The sequence below is a fragment of the Streptosporangium sp. NPDC002721 genome, from assembly GCF_042888905.1.
Lineage (GTDB): Bacteria > Actinomycetota > Actinomycetes > Streptosporangiales > Streptosporangiaceae > Streptosporangium.
The window spans coordinates 58,497-74,118 of sequence record NZ_JBIAQI010000022.1 but is presented as its reverse complement, the minus strand read 5'-3'; the positions used below and the strand labels follow the sequence as shown (position 1 = coordinate 74,118).

The following is a 15,622-nucleotide window of genomic DNA, read 5'->3' as shown; positions in this document are numbered from 1 at the left end:
GCTGTGTGGAGAGGCTGCATGCCCGTGATATCAGGGCTTGGAGGGGGGAAGGTTACGTTGCATGTACTGATTGTTATGAACCCGAAGCCTTCTTCAAGGGCTGTCCGCCCATAAAAATAGGTTCGTCCTGGTTCTTCTGTTCAACATGGCGAGCGCAACCTTGGCGGTGGACTGGACAACCTCACGGACGTGGCGAGATTTGGAACTACTACGTCCTAATTTTGATCGCAGCCGAAAACACCTAGCGGCGCCCGAATCAGGCCTTGGACGGCGTGCAGACCGTCGACTCCGCAAGGCTCAACCGAATCCGGCATGCGCTTCCCGCAAGGACTCCGGCGGCACACCGGTGAGAGCCGGATCGATTATCCCGACGATCGCCTGCCTCACCGGCATCGACTGACTGGAGCTCCCATGGCAGGTCCCAGGAAGCCGAACCTGGTCACCGTCATCCAGAGGACACTGGCGAACGGGCCCGTGGCGGTCGATGACCTGCTCACTGCGGTCCATCAGGCCGGACTGCGGCGAACCGACTCCGGGGCACTCTGGGAAATCTGCGCCACCCACGGCCTCGCCGATCTTCGTGACGGCATGTGGGTACCGCGAGGATGGGCTGCTCTCCCTGCCGTACAACCTCGCCCTCGGGAGTCTGTCGAGGAACGAGCCGCAGCGGAGGCCACACGTATGGCCATGTCGCTTGGCCTGCCCGCGCACGAGCCCCTGCCGCCCGCTGGCCCCATGTCGCCCCAGTGGCCCGAAGCCGCCAGGAAGGCGGCGGCCGCGCTTCGTCACGAACTGACGGCCGTCTCCAAACGCCGAGTACAGACCGATGTGCCGCTGATCGCAGTCGCGGGCTCGGCAGTGTCAGGAGGCAAGCTGCGACGTTTCGAGGCGCAGGGCGAGATCGGCGCCGGTGAGGGCACCTCTGCCATATTGATCATCAAGGACAAGCAGTTCCAGGTGGAGGTCGTGTCGGTGTTCGGCAGCGTTGTCACACTGTCGACACCACCCGACGCACCGGTGGTGACTGAGGCGACGCTGCGCACGGACCTGTCGTGGCTGCTGACCGAGCAGAGCAAGCGGCTCAACGAGCTGGTCGAGGGCGGCCCCGGTTTCAACGCCGTAGCCGCCCTGGCCGCTGTGACACCGCCTGAGACCGGAGCACCCATACGTCCGGCGAAGTCAGCCGGCCCCGCAGACCTCAACCAGGGGCAGCGGACGGCAGTTCATCTCGCGCTCACGCCTGGCGTGACCTGGCTCTGGGGCCCGCCGGGCACCGGCAAGACGACAACGGTCGCCGCCCTGATCTCCGAACTGTGCGCACGTGGGCAGCGGGTGCTGCTGGCGGCGCCGACCAACGCGGCCTTGGACGTGGCGATCCAGGCACTGCTCAGGCGTCGGCCCGGCTTGACCGATGGTGCGCTCGTCCGGATCGGCCAGCCCGCCGACCCGTCCCTGACCCGCAAGGTCCTCGTCGAGGAGATCGCCGCTACCCGAGGGGCTCCCCTGGCCCAGCACCGCGTCGAGAAAGGCCGTCAGCTACGCGAATGCCGCAAAGATCTCAATGCGCTCAAGCAGCGGGAGCTGACCCGGGCCGAGGAAACCGAACGGCTGCGGCTGGAGACACAGATCGCCGAGTTGCAGGCGCTCCTGCGTGAGCTGGACAGCAGACTCGGTCAGGTCCGGCGCCAGGTCTGCCGGGAGGCCACCGTGGTGGCCGCCACCGCTCATCAGCTCGCGTTGGAAACCCTCAAAAATCTCAGCTTCGACGTCGTGGTCCTCGACGAGGCGAGCATGACCACAGCCGCGCTCGCCATGCTCGTGGCTGGAGCGGGTAGTGGGCACACCATCATCGCGGGTGATTTCCGGCAGTTACCGCCTGTGGTGATCGCCGACACTCCTGAAGCACAGGAATGGCTGCGCCACAGCCCGTTCGAGAAGGCGGGCATCCCCGTGGCCGTGTCGGAGCACAAGGATCCACCTCGCCTGGCCGCCCTGACCGAGCAGTACCGCATGCGCCAGACCATCGGCGACGTCGTCAGCACCGCCTTCTACGGCAGCCGGCTTTCAACAGCGCCCGGCACGGCGAGCAGAACCGTCCGCAGCCGGGCGTCATGGGCCAAAGCCGAGCTCGTCGTCATCGACACCGCCTCCATGCGCAGCCGTACGGCACGCAGACAGGGCAGCCTGTCGCGATACAACCTCGCCCATGCCCAGCTGGCCGCCTCGCTCACCGGCGGTGCCACCGCGACAGCAGCGGACCTCGGCCTGATCACGCCCTTCGCCCCGCAGGCCCGTCTGCTGGAGTCGCTTCTGCCAGAGGATCATCTGGAGGATTGGGCGGCCTCCACGGTCCACCGCTTCCAGGGTGGCGAAAGAGACATCGTCATTTACGACACCGTCGACACCGGCCGTGGCGTCTCGCCGCTCAACCGCTGGTTCACCGAGGGCCACGCCGGCAGTGAGGGCGCCCGCCTGCTCAACGTGGCGGCCAGCCGGGCGCGTGACCACCTCGTGGTGATCGGTGCGCTGGACGCCCTGCACCACCGTTCTGCCGCCTCCCGTGACCCGGTGTGGACATTCTTCGCCCACCTCATCGACACTGCGGCACCGATGCCGTGGCAGACGGCACTCTCTACCGGAGTGACCGAGCGCATCGATGAGAACCTCGTGGAACGGCTGCGGGCCGACATCAGACGAGCCGCTACGGTCGACATGTGGCTGCCTCGCGGTTCCCATCGCGTTCTGCCGTCGCTCCTTCCCGAACTCACCTCCGTCCACGGCGACGGCTCGGAAGCGGTGACGATCTGGATGGAGCCGGAGCGAGATGGTTACCTTTCCGTCGAAGCCCTCCAGGCCCGGCGGGAGGGAGTCAACATCCGGCCCTGCCTGCCCATCCTCGAATCCAGTGCCATCATCGGCGACGTCGTCTGGTCCTCGTCGACATCTTTGCTCGGGATGGAGCCGGGGCTTGTGCTCCGTACCGAGCACCGTGCCTTCGCCGATGCCGCACGCCGAGCCCAGCGGCGGCGTTCCGGCGCGGGAGCCCCGGGAAGCGGGCAGCTCGGTGATGACTGCGGCCGCTGCCGCCGGATGCTGATCCGTTACGAGCAGGACCGTCGCGGCAGGACCGGTCTCCGTTACGAATGTGCGGCCTGTGGGGCATAGCACCGAATTCGCAATTCGCGTCGACGATGCAGCCCACCGTCACCGCCAAGCCGAGCCAGAAGGCCAACCCCTACACGGCCACCGGCGTCTGCGGGAGCGGCTACAAGGTGGTCAACTCCAGGGCCCTGGGCAGCGCGGCGACCGTCTACCTGCTCTACAACACCGCGCAGGGCAGGAACTGCGTGGTCACCATGTCCAGGTACGTCTTCCCCTCCAAGATCGCGATGAACGCGACCCTCCAGGTGAAGGGCGGCTCCACCGCGAACACCCCCGGCAGGTTCACCGCCTACGCGGGCCCCGTACGCCTGCCCGCCGCCAAGAAGTGCGTCATCTGGGGCGGCTCGCACGGGTCACTGTCGTGGAAGAGCGGCTGGAGCCACTGCGGCTGAACACGAGGTTCGGCCACACTCCCTGTCAAACGCCGGCGGCTCGGAGGGGGGCGGCTTCCTCCCGGGCGGTCCAGAGCCGCGCGGACATCCACGCGATGCCCACGGCCGCGATCACCAGGCCCGTCAGGTAGACCGGTACGGGCACCAGGTTCCGGAGCGAGCCCGGGATCATGCCGACGGCGTAGAAGGCGATCGCGACGGCCGGGAGGGCTCCCGAGCGCAGGGCCGCGGCGCTGAAGGTCAGGACTCCCGCGATCAGGACGGCCGAGGTGACGAGGAAGGCCCGTCCGGTGCCCCCGGCCAGCAACTCGTCGATCACGGACCTGCCCAGCAGCGGGAAGACGTAGTGCAGGGTGTACTCGATCGCGAACGCCCCGGCCAGGCCGGCCGCGTTGAGCAGGTAGCCGACGAGGCCGAGCCCTCCGGCCGTACCGCGTATCAGCAGGTAGAGGCCGGTGATCGCGAGCAGCCCGGCGAGCGCGCCGAACGGTGCGACGGCGTGGGTGAGCGTGTTCTCCGGCAGCGCGCCCGCGCGGCGCAGGATGTTGACCAGCAGCAGCACGGCACAGACGAGACCGGCGGCCCCGGTGGCCCGGTAGAGAGCCGAATGACGCATGGGAACACTCCATTCCTGTCGGTCATGACGCTCGTCATCGTGCGCGCTGCCGGCAGCCGTTTTAAGGGGGTACGCGCAGACGTAAGCACCCCGAAAGAACCGGGCCGACCGCGCCGCGAACCACTCGACGCGGGCCCGCGCCGCCCGCCGTCATCAGACAGGGTGTTCGCTGTCGTGTTCCCGTCCACACCCGCGCCCGCTCGGTCGGTATGTACCACCGTGGCCGCTAGCATCGGGCGGAAGATCCTTTCCGTACTAGCCCGTTGGACGTGTCGAATGAACGCGCACACTCACGGTTCCGGAAGCCGCGGCGAAGACGACACGCGGGATTCGATCTGGGACGTCCTCGCGCGGCCCTACTCCGGTGAGGCCGGGTCGGCTCCCCCGTGGATCGTCAAGTGCCTGGACGGCTCCAACGCGCCGGGGGATCGCATACGCCTGGGCGATCCGGCGACCGGGACGTACGTCATGCTGAGCAAGTTCATGGACAGGTACATCTGCGCGGAGATCTTCGAGGCGCGCGGGCTCTCCGACGTCCAGCGGGAGCGGCTTCAGGCGCTGGGCTGGAGGCTGGAGGCCACCGGGACCTCGCAGATCCGTCCCACCTGGACCGTCGGCTGGACATGGTACGAGAGCGACTTGGAATTCCTCATGGGTCGCGCCGAGGCCGTCATCGGCGCGTTGCGTGACGTGCTCGCCGTGCCTCCGGAGCGGTTGCGGTGCTGGTCGTGGGGTGACGACGGCCCCTTCAACGCCCCGTACCTCCTGAAGGACCGCGACGAGCGGCCCACGGCCACCGGCGCTCCCGCCGACTGCACCGACTGGGAGGATCTGCGGCGGCGCCTGGACTGGGTGCTGCAGACCCTCCCCACCGACAGCGCCGTGATCCTGACCAGCGGGGAACTCGGCGGGGTGCAGTTCATGACGGATCATCTTGGTTTCGCGAGCACCGGCGCCCTCGACTACCGGCCGGTGTCGGCGGAGAAGCCGGATCCGGACAACCCGAGGAACGACCGCGAGCGGCGGATGTTCGAGCTCGGCTGGACTCCGGACATGGTCACCAAGAAGTGCGTCAGCTGGACGGTCGGCAGCCCGGTCGTCTGGGCGGACATCGGGCCGCTGGCCACGCAGGCGGTCGAGGCACTGCGGACGCTCGGTTTCCACGACCCCTCGGAACTCGCCGTCACGACCTTCCGCAACGGCATGGGCGACGAGCACGTGAAGCACGTCGCCGAGGAGCTGGGCATCCGCCCCGAGAAATCCTGACCCGCCCTCCTGGCCACCGGCAACGCGGTAAGCGGACAGGATGCGACCGCCGCCGGGTGCCGCCGGACCGCACCCGGCCCCCGGACGGCGGACAGGTGAGAGCCTCGGAAGGCTTACCCGGTGACGCCGGACCCGCCGCGCACGCGCCGTACGAGGTCAACGGCGGCCTCATCGTCCCTGCCACCGTGAGCGGCGAGACTTCGTCCCCGAAGAGCGGCGGTGCGGGGACGGCGTCACCGTCGGTCGACGACGTAGGCATCGCGCCTGTTCCCCGATCCGGAGACGCGACGGGCGGGTGTCATGGAACGACCACGCAACCGGCACCGCAGGGGAAATGTCGGTGATCACGGTTACGGTCCCGATCATGACCAACGCGGTGCCGGCGTACGCGTGCGCCGGGCGTCGAGGACGACGAGGACCGTGCGAGCACGCGCTCGCCGTGGAGACCATGAAGGGACCCCGGGCATGACCGCGTGGGACGACGTACGCGACCTGATCGACAAGTGTGACGCCGACGGCGTCGCGAGGCTGGTCGTGACCCTGGACGGTGACGCCAGGCGCGAGGTCGCCAGGCGGTTGCCGGGGCATCTCAAGGAGATCCGGCTCCATCTCGACTCCTGGCGCGGCGCCGGAGGGCGGGCCGAGGCGTTGCGCGCGGCGGGCGCCGGCACGATCGCCACCGCGACCGCCGTCGCGTCCTGGCTCACCCGCCGCGGCCTGGTCGGCGCCGACCGGAGGATCGGCGACACTCAGCGGCTGCTCGATCTGGTCGGCACCCGCCCGCACACGTGGCAGGCCGATCTGGCGGCGCGGCTGGCGGGCAGGCTCCGCGGGCGCGACCCGAGTTACGAGCTGGCCGCGGCCCTGATCCACCGGACGGGCGTCGAGCCGCCGGCCGACGACGGTTTCGTCGTGGGCTGGGTGTCTGCGGCGCCCGGCCACGGGCGGGTGGCCGACGTGCTGGCCGCCGACCCGCTGCTGGACGCGCTCCTGCCGCGGATCTTCGACGCCCAGGGGGTCGGCGAGGCCCTGCAGTGGGACGGCGACCCCACCTCCGACCGCACCTGGCTGGGCGGGCTTCGTACGCTGGCCGCCGAGGGCCGGGTCGACCGCGCGATGCTGCTGGACGGGTGCGTCGGCCGCTTCCTGCGCGGCGGCACCGCGCTGGAACTGCGCTTCTTCGTCCGTCTGCACCGGGCGCTCGAACCCACCCGGGCCGAGCTGACGTCCCGGGCCCGCGACTACCTGCGGCTGCTGCCGTCCGCGCCCGGTACGGTCGCCGAGCTGGCCCTGGGCCACGTACGCGAGCTGCCCGGCGTGTCCCCCGGCGACTTCGCCGAGGCCGTCGAGGCGCTGATGTACCGGCCGGAGAAGAAGCTCGTGCGCGCCGGTCTCTCCTGGCTCGACCGGTCCGTACGGCTGTCGCCGGAGCACGCCGGGGCGGCGGCCGGGGCCCTGACGACCGCCTTCGCCCACGACGCCTCCGACGTGCAGGAACGCGCCGTGCGGCTCGCTGTCAGGCACGCCGCGCACCTGGACCCGGAACCGCTCCGCGAGGCGGCCGCCTCCCTGCCCACCGATCTGCGCGCCGATCTGCGTGCCGGCCTCGGCGTCGCGGAGCGGCCGGGAGAGGAGGAGGAACCGGTTCTCCTGGTCGCCCCGCGACTTCCCGTGGTCGAGCTCCCGCCGCCCGTCACCACGGTGGCCGAGCTCGGCGCGGAGTTCGCCCGGCTCGCGGCCGACCCCTACAGCCGGCTCGGCTGGCTGGAGACCGAACGGCTGACGGCGGGGCTCGTCGAGCTCACCCACCGCGACCGCGAGGCCGTGCGGGCGGCCCTGAGCGCGGTTCCGGTCCGCGAGTGGGGATGGAGCGAGAACGCCGACCCGCTGGCGTGGCTGTGGGCGGCCATGCGGGCCGTCGCCTTCCCGTCGCGGCCCTCGTCCGCGCCTCGCTTTCCGGGACCGGGCCATGTCTCGGTGCCGCACGCGCTGACCCTGCGCCGGATGGCCGAGCTCGTCACCGCGGCGCGGGCGGACGCCCTGCCGCCGGTGCTGCTGGCCACCCCGACGAGCGCCGGCGGCCATGTCGACCCCGCCGAGCTTCTCGCCCGTCTCGAACGGCTGGAGGCCGTGGGCGTGGATCCGCCGGACGCCGACCTGCAGCAGGCGCTGTTGCGGATCCCCCGGCGGGTCGACGCCGAGGTGGCCGCGAGGGCCGCCCGGCTCACCACTCCCGCCGGGCGGCTCGTGGCGCGGTGGATGGCCGGGGAGGGACTGGCCGATCCCGTGGTGACGGTCCGGTACAGCTACGCCGCAGGCGCCTCCCGCCGCTGGTTCGACGAGGGAGAGCCGCCGTACCACTCCAACGCGCGTGCGGCCTCGTTCGTCGCGGCCTCACCGGTCGAGCTCGACCTGGTCGATTCGCTGTGCCGCGATCCCCAGACCTACGTCCACGGCCGTGACGGGTACATAAGCTGGTGGGCCGGGGTCATGCCCTCCCATCGCGAGGTCGTCGCGGCCCACCTGCTGCCGTTCCTCGACTGGGACCAGCCCGAGCGCGGTCCCGGCCTGTCGATCCTGCACGATCTCGCGCGGGCGGACGGCCCCCTCGGCCCCGCCTTCGCGACCATGCTGGCCTTCCACCTGAACGACGAGGACCCCGCCGGTCGTACGGCGGCCCTGGACCTGTTCCTCGTCCTCTCCGCGACCGGCGACCTGCCCGCCGCCGACCTGGGAGACCGGCTCGGCCACCTGTTCAGGACCGGCATGGCGACGCTGAGCCGCGTCATCCCGTCGCTGGCCGAGGCGGAACGGGCGGGCGCGGGCGCGCAGGTGTGGCGGACCGTCGCGGCCACCCTTCCGCACCTGGTGCCCATCGACAGGGAACGGCCGCTCAGCGGCCTGGCCGACCTCATCTCGCTCGGCGTCAGGAGCGCTCCCCCCGGTGACACCACGCCGGTCCCCGGTCTGGCCGTGATCGCCGCGCGCGGCGGATCGAGCCGGACGGTCCGCGAGGCGCTCCGCCTCACCCGGCTGCTCTCCCCCTGGCTGTTCCCCGCCTGACTGTTCTCCCCTGAGGAACATCTGGAAGACGACCCCCAGGGCGGGCGTCCCACGGATTGCAAGCGGGTGTCAACCGGTCCGGGGGACCGTGGTGCTTCTCATCAGGAAGCGACCGCGAGGAGACCGGCACCGATGGACACACACGAGACGGCCGCCCCGCCGGGGCAGGGGGGACGGTCGCGGGTGCTGCCGCCCCGGCCGGGCAGGGGGCTGATCGCCGCTCTGGCGGTCTCCGGGATCTGCGTGCTGATCGCCATGGGCATCGTCCTGGCGAACGGGGGCCCCGCCGGTTTCGGCGTCTCGTTCGCCCTGGGGCTGGCGCCGCTGCCGATCCTGCTCGCCGCCGTGCTCGCGCTCGACCGGCTGGAGCCCGAGCCCCGGCTGAACCTGCTCTTCGCGTTCGCCTGGGGCGCCGGTATCGCGGTGGTCCTCGGCGTCGTCCTGGAACTGGGCGGCACGCTGGTGCTGGTGCGAGCCTTCGACGTGGGCGAGCGGGCGGCCGAGACCGTGACACTGGTGGCGGTGGCCCCCGTGGTCGAGGAGGCGCTCAAGGGCGCCGCGCTGCTGTGGCTGATCTGGCGGTGCCGTCGCGAGATCGACGGCCCGACCGACGGCATCATCTACGCGTCCATGGTCGGCCTGGGGTTCGCCGCCGTGGAGAACATGGTCTACTACTCCGCGGCGTTCACCGAGGCGGGCACGGAGGGGGCGGTGGGCCTCTTCGTGCTGCGGGGGCTGGTCTCGCCGCTCGGGCACCCTCTCTTCACCTCCATGATCGGGCTCGGTGTCGCCTACGCGGTCACCTCGCGCCGCAGGGGCGCCTTCCTCGCCGTCCCGCTGGGTTATCTCGGCGCGGTGCTCCTGCACGGCCTGTGGAACGGGACCTCGGCACTGGACTCGCTGCCCGCCCTCGGGGCCGCCTACCTCCTGGAGCTGGTCGTCATCTGCGCGCTCGTCGTCGTCACCGTGCGGGAGCGGCGGCGGCTGGTGGCCATGATGAGTGTGTATCTGCCCGCCTACCTGCCGACCGGCCTGGTCACGCCGTACGACATCGGCATGCTCGGCTCGCTGGGCACCCGCAGGCAGGCCCGCCGGTGGGCCAGGGGGATCGGGGCGGGCCGCGCGATGTCCGACTACCAGCAGGCCGCGACCGAGCTGGTCATGCTGCACCAGCGCGCCGAGCGCGACGGCACCGCCCCCGGGAACCCCGGCGGCCTCGGGAACCCCGGAGACCTCGGCGGCCTCGCCGCCGAGCGCGACGCCCTGCTGGCGGTCATGGCGCGCTCGCGGGAGAGCTTCGTGCCGCGCTCCCCGTCACAGCGTCAGCCCGCGTAGGACGGCGTGCGCGCTCTTTGCGGCACGCGCTCTTTCCGGTATGTGCTCTTGGCGGTATGCGCTCTTTGCGTACGCGTCCCACACCTCTTTGCGGTACGCGCTCTCTCTGGTGCGCGCCGGGCGTCGTGCGGGCGGGCCGGCTCGCACGACGCCCGGCGCGGACCGGGGGTGTTCACCCCTCGGTTTTCTTCCGGCCGGTCACGAAGGCCACTCCGAGCCCGGCTCCCATGGCGATCCCGATGCCGATGCCGATGGCCAGGTTGCCGAGCGCGACTCCCAGGGCGGCGCCGATGGCGACGCCGACGGCGATACCGATGGAAAGACCGGTGGCGGCCTTCGACGCGTCGTCCGACTTCTCATCCATGTGCTGCCGACTTCCCCTGTCCTCGTGGAACATGCGCCCGGTCAGCGTGTCATCTCGCCGCACCGGCCGTCCCCGGAACCCGGGGCTTCCCGGCCACCCCGACCGTGAGCGGGGGAAGCGCGTCCCTGGCGGGAGCGCCGGTTGTGGGCTACCGTACCTGACGTGATCGTCAAGTCTGAGACCCTCAGCAGCCGGGGGCGGCGCACCCGGGCGGCGCTCGTCCAGGCCGGGCGGGAGGCGTTCGAGGAGCGGGGCTACGACGCCGTGCGCGTCGACGACGTCTGCGCCCGCGCCGGGGTCTCGCACGGCACCTTCTACACCTACTTCGGCTCGCGCGAGGAGCTCTTCCGCGAGGTGGCGGCGACCGTGGTGGGCGAGATGTTCACCGCCAGCGTGGTCGGGCCCGCCGCCCCCGGCGACCCGTACGCCCGCATCGAGGCCGCCAACCTGCTCTACCTGCGCGCGTGGGCCGCCAACTCCCGGCTGGTACGGATGCTGGAGCAGGTCGCGGCCACCGACGAGAGCTTCCGCGGCCTCCTGCTGGAGCTGCGCGAGGTCTTCGTGCGGCGGGGCGCGGAGGGGCTGCGGCGCCTGCAGGAGCAGGGGCTGGCCGACCCGTCGCTGGACCCCCGGCTGACCGCCGTGATGCTGGGCGGGATGGTCGAGCACTTCGCCCACGTCTGGCTGGACCTCGGCGAGCACGCCGACGAGCGGACCGCCGTCACGGCCCTCTCCACGCTCTGGGCCCGTGCCATCGGCCTGACCCCGGCACCGGCACCGGCACCGGCACGGACAAGCCAGGTCATTGACATGACGCCCGCGTCAACCAAGGGAGCGAGTTCATGAGCCGCCTGGACACCTCCGGCGAGGACTACCTGGCGCGGCGCGAGGCGATGCTCGCCAAGCTGGCCGAGCTCGACGCCGAGCAGGCCAGGGCGGTGGCGGGCGGCGGCGGGAAGTACGTCGACCGGCACCGCGCGCGGGGCAAGCTCCTGGCCAGGGAGCGCGTCGAGCTGCTCGTCGATCCCGACTCGGCGTTCCTGGAGCTCTCGCCGCTCGCGGCCTGGGGCAGCGACTTCCCCGTCGGGGCGAGCGTGGTCACCGGCATCGGGGTGGTCGAGGGCGTCGAGTGCGTGATCGTCGCCAACGACCCGACCGTGCGGGGCGGCTCGTCCAACCCGTGGACGATGCGCAAGACGCTCAGGGCGGCCGACATCGCCTTCGAGAACCGGCTGCCGCTGATCAACCTGGTGGAGTCCGGCGGGGCCGACCTGCCGACCCAGAAGGAGATCTTCATCCCCGGCGGACGGATCTTCCGCGACCTGACCCGCCTGTCGGCGGCCGGGATCCCCACGATCGCCCTGGTCTTCGGCAACTCCACGGCCGGCGGGGCGTACGTGCCGGGGATGAGCGACCACGTGGTCATGGTCAAGGAGCGCGCGAAGGTCTTCCTGGGCGGACCTCCGCTGGTCAAGATGGCCACCGGGGAGGAGTCCGACGACGAGTCTTTGGGCGGCGCCGAGATGCACGCCCGCGTCAGCGGCCTGGCCGACTATCTCGCCGCCGACGAGTACGACGCGCTGCGGATCGGGAGACGGATCGTCAAGAGCTTGAACCGGCGTGGGCCCGGCGTCTCCCCCGCTGCCGTGCGCGACCCGCTGTACGACGAGGACGAGCTGCTTGGCATCGTGCCGGAGGACCTGAAGATCCCGTTCGACCCGCGCGAGGTGATCGCGCGGGTGGTGGACGGCAGCGAGTTCGACGAGTTCAAGCCCCTGTACGGCGGGAGCCTGGTGACCGGGTGGGCCCGCCTGCACGGCCGTCCGATCGGGATCCTGGCCAACGCCAGGGGCGTGCTGTTCAGCGAGGAGGCGCAGAAGGCGGCGCAGTTCATCCAGCTCGCCAACCAGGTCCGCGTCCCGCTGGTCTTCCTGCAGAACACCACCGGCTACATGGTCGGCAAGGACTACGAGCAGGGCGGCATCATCAAGCACGGCGCCATGATGATCAACGCGGTGTCCAACTCGTCCGTCCCGCACATCACGATCGTGATGGGCGCCTCGTACGGGGCGGGCAACTACGGGATGTGCGGCAGGGCCTACGACCCCCGCTTCCTGTTCAGCTGGCCCAGCGCCAAGTCGGCCGTGATGGGGCCCGCCCAGCTCGCCGGGGTGCTGTCCATCGTCGGCCGGGCCGCCGCCCAGGCCCGGGGCCAGGTCTACGACGAGGAGGGCGACGCGGCGATGCGGCAGCTGGTCGAGGCGCAGATCGAGGCCGAGTCGCTGCCGTTCTTCCTGTCGGGCCGCCTCTACGACGACGGGGTGATCGACCCCCGCGACACGCGGACGGTCCTGGGCCTGTGCCTGTCGGCCGTCAGCAGTTCCACCGTCGATACCGCCCCGCAGCCCTCGGGCTTCGGCGTCTTCCGGATGTGACCATGTCCCTTTCACCGATCCGCCGCCTGCTCGTCGCCAACCGGGGCGAGATCGCCCGCCGCGTCTTCCGTACCTGCCGCGACCTCGGCGTCGAGACCGTCGCGGTCTTCTCCGACGCCGACGCGGACGCGCCGCACGTGGCCGAGGCCGACCACGCCGTACGGCTGCCTGGGGTCAGGCCCGCCGACACCTACCTGTCGGCGGAGAAGATCATCGAGGCGGCCCGGGTGTCGGGGGCCGACGCGGTCCATCCCGGGTACGGCTTCCTGTCGGAGAACGCCGCCTTCGCGCGGGCCGTACCCGAGGCCGGGCTGACCTGGGTCGGTCCCCCGGCCGAGGCCGTCGCCGCGATGGGTTCCAAGATCGAGGCGAAGGCGCTGATGGCCGAGGCCGGGGTCCCGGTGCTGCCGGGCTTCGTCGCGGGGCCCGGCTACTCGATGGACGACCTGGAGGGCGACCTCGACGCCGTGTTCACCCGGATGAGCGGGGGCGCCTCCGGGTGGGCCGTACCCCTGCTGGTGAAGGCGTCCGCCGGGGGCGGCGGGCGCGGGATGCGCGTCGTGCGGCTCACCGACGACCTGCCCGAGGCGGTCGAGTCGGCGCGCCGGGAGGCCACGTCGGCGTTCGGGGACGGCACGGTGTTCGTCGAGCCCCTGCTGGAGGGCGCCCGGCACATCGAGGTGCAGGTCCTGGCCGACGGGCACGGGACGGTGTGGGCGCTGGGCGAGCGGGAGTGCTCGATCCAGCGGCGGCACCAGAAGGTGGTCGAGGAGACCCCGTCCCCGGCGATCTCTCCGGCGATGCGGGCGCGGCTCCTCGACGCGGCGGTCACCGCCGCGCGGGCCATCGGGTACGTCGGCGCCGGGACCGTCGAGTTCCTCGTCAGGGACGAGACGGTCGCCTTCCTGGAGATGAACACCCGCCTGCAGGTGGAGCACCCGGTGACCGAGTGCGTCCACGGCGTCGACCTCGTCGAGTGGCAGCTGCGGATCGCCGAGGGCGCCCGGCTCCCCGCGTCGCCGCCCGAGCCGTCCGGGCACGCCGTCGAGGTGCGCCTCTACGCCGAGGACCCGGCCCGCGACTGGCTCCCGCAGAGCGGCGTCCTGCACCGCTTCGAGGTTCCCGGCGTGGACTCCCGCTTCGGGGCAGTGCCCGGCGGGCGGTACGGCCTGCGGCTGGACTCCGGCGTCGAGGACGGTTCGGAGGTCGGCGTCCACTACGACCCGATGCTCGCCAAGGTCGTCTCCTACGGCGCGAGCCGCCCCGACGCCGTGCGGAGGCTGGCCGCCGCGCTCGCGGGGGCGAGGATCCACGGCCTCGTCACCAACCGGGACCTGCTGGTCGAGGTCCTGCGCCACCCGGCGTTCCTGGCCGGGGACACCCACACCGGCTTCCTGGAGGAGCACGGGCTCGCCGGTCCTCCCGCGACCGGCCGGAAGGACACCGATCTCGTGCGCCTGTCCGCGCTCGCCGCCGCGCTCGCGGGGGCGGCGGCCAACCGGGCGGCGGCGACCGTGCAGGCGGGGCTGCCGAGCGGGTGGCGCAACGTGGTGTCGCAGCCGCAGCGCACCGCCTTCGCGGAGGCCGAGATCTCGTACCGGATCACCAGGGACGGCCTGCGGGCGGAGGGGTTTCCCGATACGGTCCTGGTCGGTGCGACGCCCTCGCTCGTGGTGCTGGAGACCTCGGGCGTGCGGCACCGGTTCGCGGTCGCCCGCTACGACGGCGTGACGCACGTGGACTCCCCCCTCGGTTCCGTACGGCTCACCCCGCTGGCCCGCCTGCCGGAGCCGGTGGAACACGTGCTGCCCGGCTCCCTGGTGGCGCCCATGCCCGGTACGGTGCTGCGGGTCGACGTCAAGGCCGGCGAGGCCGTCGGGGCGGGGCAGGTGGTCGTGGTGCTCGAAGCCATGAAGATGGAGCACCGGATCGCCGCGTCCGCGCCGGGCACGGTGGCGGCGGTGAACGTGACGCCGGGCCGCCAGGTCGAGGCGGGGGCCGTACTGGCCGTGATCGAGGAGCGGACGTGACCTTCCCCCGGGTTCCCAGGGGCCAGGAGGGGTCTTGACGATGGAAGGACCGAGATGAAGACCGACGGGGGCTGGCCGGTGGAACGCCTGGTGCGCAAGGAGGTGTCCGGCGGGGTGGCGACGATCACCCTCGACTCCCCCCGCAACCGCAACGCGCTGTCGGTGCGGCTGCTGGGCGACCTGGAGGACCGGCTCAACTGGGCGCTGGCCGAGGAGAGCGTACGGGTGATCGTGCTCACCGGGACCGGGCCCGTGTTCTGCGCGGGCGCCGACCTGAAGGAGCAGCGGGTCGCGCCGGGCGGCGCGCACGAGGCGCCGGTGACCGCGTCGTTCCCGGAGATCATGAGCCTGATCTGGGAGAGCCCGAAGCCGGTCGTCTGCAGGCTGAACGGTACGGCGCGGGCCGGGGGGCTCGGCCTGGTGGCGGCCTGCGACTTCGCTATCGCCCCGGACTCGGCGTCGTTCGCGTTCACCGAGGTGCGGCTCGGCGTGGTGCCCGCGATGATCTCGGTGACCGTGCTGCGGCGGCTCGACCCGCGCGCCGCCGCCGAGTACCTGCTCACCGGGGAGACGTTCGACGCCGCCCGCGCCACGGAGATCGGGCTGCTCACCCGCGCCGTGCCCGAGGAGGAGCTGGACGCGACGGTCGCCCACTACACCGGCATGCTGCTGCGCGGCGGCCCCGAGGCGCTCGCCCTCACCAAGCAGCTGGTACGGACCGTGCCGGGCCTGAGCGTCGAGGAGGGCATGCGCCAGATGGCCGAGCTGTCCGCGCGGCGCTTCACCTCCGCCGAGGGGCAGGAGGGCATCGCCGCCTTCATGGAGAAGCGGCCCGCGTCGTGGATCCCCGCACCGGGGGCGAGCTGATGCCGCACGGCGGCACGTTCCGGACCGGGGAGAGCTGATGCCGCACGGCGAGACAGGGGCGCGCGACGGCGTGTCCCGGACCGGGGAGAGCT

11 protein-coding genes are annotated in these 15,622 nt (G+C 71.7%); 9 read left to right on the top strand and 2 right to left on the bottom strand.

Annotated features, from left to right (window positions below):
* Nucleotides 1-681: 681 nt before the first annotated feature.
* Both ACFYWM_RS29635 and ACFYWM_RS29630 read left to right on the top strand, forming a co-directional pair.
* Entirely contained in the window at nt 682-3,165 is a 2,484-nt protein-coding gene (locus ACFYWM_RS29635) for a DEAD/DEAH box helicase (RefSeq protein WP_389920059.1), read from the top strand.
* Between the two features lie 26 nt (nt 3,166-3,191).
* Nucleotides 3,192-3,554, top strand: a complete 363-nt coding sequence (locus tag ACFYWM_RS29630; protein ID WP_389920056.1) for a hypothetical protein — start codon at nt 3,192-3,194, stop codon at nt 3,552-3,554.
* Between the two features lie 25 nt (nt 3,555-3,579).
* Here the strand turns inward: ACFYWM_RS29630 and ACFYWM_RS29625 are convergent, their stop codons facing one another.
* Nucleotides 3,580-4,170 carry a hypothetical protein gene (locus tag ACFYWM_RS29625; RefSeq protein ID WP_389920053.1) on the bottom strand — a complete coding sequence of 197 codons (591 nt, stop codon included), beginning with the start codon at nt 4,168-4,170 and terminating at the stop codon, nt 3,580-3,582.
* Nucleotides 4,171-4,446: 276 nt separating this feature from the next.
* Here ACFYWM_RS29625 and ACFYWM_RS29620 point away from each other — a divergent pair, with 276 nt between their 5' ends.
* The 3 genes from ACFYWM_RS29620 to ACFYWM_RS29610 all read left to right on the top strand — a co-directional run bounded on the left by ACFYWM_RS29620 (nt 4,447) and on the right by ACFYWM_RS29610 (nt 9,834).
* Nucleotides 4,447-5,436 (top strand): hypothetical protein, encoded by a 990-nt coding sequence (locus tag ACFYWM_RS29620; protein ID WP_389920050.1) that lies wholly within the window; start codon nt 4,447-4,449, stop codon nt 5,434-5,436.
* Nucleotides 5,437-5,901: 465 nt separating this feature from the next.
* Nucleotides 5,902-8,499 (top strand): DUF6493 family protein, encoded by a 2,598-nt coding sequence (locus ACFYWM_RS29615; protein WP_389920047.1) that lies wholly within the window; start codon nt 5,902-5,904, stop codon nt 8,497-8,499.
* Between the two features lie 132 nt (nt 8,500-8,631).
* Complete coding sequence (locus tag ACFYWM_RS29610; protein ID WP_389920044.1) at nt 8,632-9,834, top strand: PrsW family intramembrane metalloprotease; 1,203 nt, start codon at nt 8,632-8,634, stop codon at nt 9,832-9,834.
* A gap of 172 nt (nt 9,835-10,006) precedes the next feature.
* On the opposite strand, the gene ACFYWM_RS29605 is transcribed toward ACFYWM_RS29610, so the two are convergent.
* Entirely contained in the window at nt 10,007-10,231 is a 225-nt protein-coding gene (locus tag ACFYWM_RS29605) for a hypothetical protein (protein WP_389920041.1), read from the bottom strand.
* A gap of 129 nt (nt 10,232-10,360) precedes the next feature.
* On the opposite strand from ACFYWM_RS29605, the gene ACFYWM_RS29600 reads away from it, so the two are divergent.
* The 4 genes from ACFYWM_RS29600 to ACFYWM_RS29585 are packed head-to-tail and all read left to right on the top strand — an operon-like array spanning nt 10,361 to nt 15,530.
* The gene (locus ACFYWM_RS29600; RefSeq protein ID WP_389920038.1) at nt 10,361-11,044 is read left to right on the top strand and encodes a TetR/AcrR family transcriptional regulator; all 684 of its coding nucleotides are present in this window, start codon (nt 10,361-10,363) and stop codon (nt 11,042-11,044) included.
* Entirely contained in the window at nt 11,041-12,633 is a 1,593-nt protein-coding gene (locus ACFYWM_RS29595) for an acyl-CoA carboxylase subunit beta (protein WP_389920036.1), read from the top strand. Before ACFYWM_RS29600 ends, ACFYWM_RS29595 begins: the two co-directional genes overlap by 4 nt.
* Before the next feature lie 2 nt (nt 12,634-12,635).
* Nucleotides 12,636-14,663 carry an acetyl/propionyl/methylcrotonyl-CoA carboxylase subunit alpha gene (locus ACFYWM_RS29590; RefSeq protein ID WP_389920035.1) on the top strand — a complete coding sequence of 676 codons (2,028 nt, stop codon included), beginning with the start codon at nt 12,636-12,638 and terminating at the stop codon, nt 14,661-14,663.
* Nucleotides 14,664-14,717: 54 nt separating this feature from the next.
* On the top strand, nt 14,718-15,530 hold the full coding sequence (locus ACFYWM_RS29585; protein WP_389920033.1) for an enoyl-CoA hydratase-related protein: 813 nt from the start codon (nt 14,718-14,720) through the stop codon (nt 15,528-15,530).
* Nucleotides 15,531-15,622: the final 92 nt, after the last annotated feature.